At 73.6% G+C, this 3,182-nt stretch carries 3 protein-coding genes; 1 reads left to right on the top strand and 2 read right to left on the bottom strand.

The window, feature by feature from the left end; all coding sequences use genetic code 11:
* Window positions 1-38 precede the first annotated feature (38 nt).
* Together AOK03_RS21245 and AOK03_RS21240 are read right to left on the bottom strand one after the other, a co-directional pair.
* Window positions 39-806 carry a GntR family transcriptional regulator gene (locus AOK03_RS21245; protein WP_055566899.1) on the bottom strand — a complete coding sequence of 256 codons (768 nt, stop codon included), beginning with the start codon at window positions 804-806 and terminating at the stop codon, window positions 39-41.
* Between the two features lie 215 nt (window positions 807-1,021).
* On the bottom strand, window positions 1,022-2,548 hold the full coding sequence (locus AOK03_RS21240; RefSeq protein WP_055566898.1) for an MFS transporter: 1,527 nt from the start codon (window positions 2,546-2,548) through the stop codon (window positions 1,022-1,024).
* Between the two features lie 126 nt (window positions 2,549-2,674).
* On the opposite strand from AOK03_RS21240, the gene AOK03_RS21235 reads away from it, so the two are divergent.
* On the top strand, window positions 2,675-3,182 hold a 508-nt coding region (locus AOK03_RS21235), incomplete at its 3' end, for an Lrp/AsnC family transcriptional regulator (protein WP_157869030.1).

Raw genomic sequence — 3,182 nt, 5'->3', positions numbered from 1 at the left:
GGAAGAAGCAGGGCGAGCAGAAGGGGGAGGGAAGCAGATCAGGCGGATCGGCGCAGGACGCCGCTCATCGTGATCCGGTCGCCGCGGAAGCGGATGAACTCCAGGTCCACGGGCCGCCCGTCGGGCAGATGGGTGAGCCGCTCCAGCATCAGGACGGCACTCCCGCGCGGCGCCTCGAGGACCGCGGCGGAGTGCGCGTCGGCGTTCACGGCTTCCAGCGTCATGTCGGCATGCCCCAGCGGGCCGCCGGTCAGCGTCTCCAGAAGGCGGAACACGTCCGTGTTCTCCAGGTCGCAGCCGAGGAGCTCACCGCCCACATCCATGGGCAGGTACGACAGGTCCAGGGAGAGCGGCAGTCCGTTCAGGCGGCGCAGCCGCTCGATACAGAGCACGTCGGTGTGGTCGGGCAGCCCGAGCCTGCGGGCCACCGGGCCGGGTGCGCCGACCGGCCCGACGGTACGGACCTCGTTGGTGACCCGGCCGTGTTCGTGCAGGGTCTCGGCGAGGCCCTGCAGCCGGTCGAGGGCGTGCGGGTACTTCTCGCACACCACGACGGTGCCGACGCCGGACCTCCGGTCCACGAGCTGCTCGCCGCGCAGCAGGTCGAGGGCCTGCCGTACGGTGTTGCGGCTGGCCCGGTAGTCGGCGGCGATGGCGTCCTCCAACGGCAGGACGCCGCCCGGGAAGCCACCCGTGAGGATCTGGTGGCGCAGCAGATCGGCGAGTTGCCGGGCCTGGTCCGCACGCAGCCGACGACGCCGGGCGGCGGCGACCGGGAGTGAGGCGGGGCTGTGTTCGGCTGGCATGGCAGGGAACGTACCGGCGCGGTGGCCGCGGTGGTGTTGCGGCAGCATTGCGCCACCTGACGAGTCCGGGCGTACCGTGCTGAGCTGCTGATTCGCCGGTACGACGGGCAGGATCCGCCACCCGAATGCCCACAACGTGGACAGTCCGGGGGCGGATCCGAGACGACGTACCGTCAGCGAGTCGCCGTCGGCACCGCGCCGTCACCGGGGCGCCGTCAGCGCGTCACCTCCTGAACGTGCAGCTGCTGCTGCGGAGTTCCGGCGGGGCGGTCCGCCGCCGGAGCTTGCGGACCGCCCGCGTTCCCCGACCGGCCCCCCGGCGCGCGCACCATCACGAGCACCAGGACGCCGGCGACCAGACCCGCCACGCCCGCGGCCAGCGACGCCCCGTTGAGTCCCGAAGCGAAGGCCGCGCGCACCGCGTGCTCGGGCACCGCGCCGTGCAGGGCCGCCGCGCCGCCGCCCGCGGCGGTGTGCGCCGCCTCGTGGCCGAGTGAGTCCTGCATACGCGCGGTCAGCACCGTCCCGAACAGGGCGACCCCGATCGCGTACCCGAGCTGGCGGAAGGTGTTGACCGCGCCGCCCGCCATCCCGGCGTTCGCGGGCGGCACCGCGGCGAGCGCCGCCCCCGCCAGGCCCGGCGCCACCAGACCGGCGCCGACACCCGTGAGCGTGAGCCCCGGCGCGAGCGTCCCCCAGGACGACCCGGCGTCGAGCACCGCCATGCACAGCCCGCCCGTCCCGATCAGCAGCAGCCCGACGCCGATGATCAGCCGCGGCGCCACCCCGTGCAGCAGCCGCCCGGCGAGCAGCGCCACCACGAACGACGTCGCGGCGAGCGGCAGCAGCACCAGGCTGCCGCGCACCGGACTCATGCCGAGCACGGTCTGCAGCCAGATGGAGAGGTAGGGGACGACGCCGAACGCCGCCCCGTTGTAGCCGACCGCGCCGATCAGCACGCCCGTGAAGGCGGGCTTGCGCAGCAGCCGCAGGTCGAGGAGCGGCTGTGCCACGCGCCGCTCGACCAGGACGAAGCAGAGCAGCGCCAGCGCCGACACCGCGAACGACGTCCCGGCGGCCGTCGACGTCCAGCCGTCCGCCCCGCCGCGCAGCACCCCGTACGTCCCCGCGCCCGCGAAGCACGCGAACGCCGCCGTGCCCGCCCAGTCGACCCGGCGCCCGGCGGGCCCGCGCGACTCCGGCACCAGACGCAGCGTCAGCCAGATCGACGCGACGCTCACCGGCAGGTTCACGAAGAAGATCCAGCGCCAGCCGGGCCCCTCCGTGAGCAGGCCGCCCACGATCGGGCCGAGCGCGGCCGATGCCCCGCTCACCGCGCCCCACACACCGAGCGCGGCCGAACGGTCGCGTCCCTGGTAGGCGGCGCCGAGCAGCGGCAGCGTCGTCGCGAGCATCGCCGCCGCCCCGAGCCCCTGCACGGCGCGCGCAGCCACCAGCAGATCCGCGTTCGAGGCGAGCCCGCAGCCCAGCGATGCGGCCGCGAAGAGCGCGGTGCCGATGACGTTCAGCCGCCGCCTGCCGATCACGTCGGCCGCGGCGCCGACCCCGAGCAGCAGCGCGGCCAGCGCGAGCGCGTACCCGTCGATGACCCACTGCAGGTCGCTCAGCGAGGCGTCCAGCGCCCCCGCCATGTCGGGCAGCGCCACGATCACGATCGTCACGTCCAGCAGCAGCATGAACGTCCCCAATGACACCGCTGCGAGCGGCCCCCATGTACGCATTTCCCTGTTCCTCCGGCTCCTCGTCCGACGCGTTTGCGTGTCCTCGTACGATGAGCCGATGGCGAACGAACCCGGTGCCGAGTGCATGGACTGCGCACTGATCCGACACGAGGAGACTTCAAAGTGATGGAATCCGAGGTCTTCGACGAGCTGGACCTCAAGCTGCTGCATGCCCTGGAGGTCGACGGCAGGGCCCCCTTCAGCCGCATCGCGGGTGTCCTCGGCGTCTCCGACCAGACCGTCGCCCGCCGCTTCCGCCGCCTGCGTGCCGAGGCGGGCCTGCGCATCGTCGGCGTACGCGACACCCGCAGACTCGGGTACGACGAATGGATGCTGCGCCTGCGCTGCACGCCCGACGGCGCCGAGGCCATCGCGACGGCCCTGGCCCGCCGCCCCGACACCGCGTGGGTCCACCTCACGTCGGCCGGTACCGAGGTGGTCTGCATGACGGTGCCGCGCACCCCGGGCGACTACGACGACCTGCTCTTCGGCAAGCTCCTGCGCACCCGGAAGCTGGTCGAGATCACCGCTCACCAGCTGATGCACCGCTTCTACGGCGGCCGCACCGGCTGGATCGGCAAGCACCGCCCGCTCTCCGACGATCAGGTGACCGCGCTCGCCCCCGCCCCCCCCC

The sequence above is a fragment of the Streptomyces atriruber genome (genome assembly GCF_001418325.1).
Taxonomy (GTDB): domain Bacteria; phylum Actinomycetota; class Actinomycetes; order Streptomycetales; family Streptomycetaceae; genus Streptomyces; species Streptomyces atriruber.
This window is presented reverse-complemented; position numbering and strand designations above follow the sequence as displayed.

Excerpts from the sequence above, each read along its gene's own strand:
- AOK03_RS21240 (WP_055566898.1), bottom strand. The coding sequence starts at position 2,548 with ATGCGTACATGGGGGCCGCTCGCAGCGGTGTCATTGGGGACGTTCATG.
- AOK03_RS21245 (WP_055566899.1), bottom strand. The coding sequence starts at position 806 with ATGCCAGCCGAACACAGCCCCGCCTCACTCCCGGTCGCCGCCGCCCGG.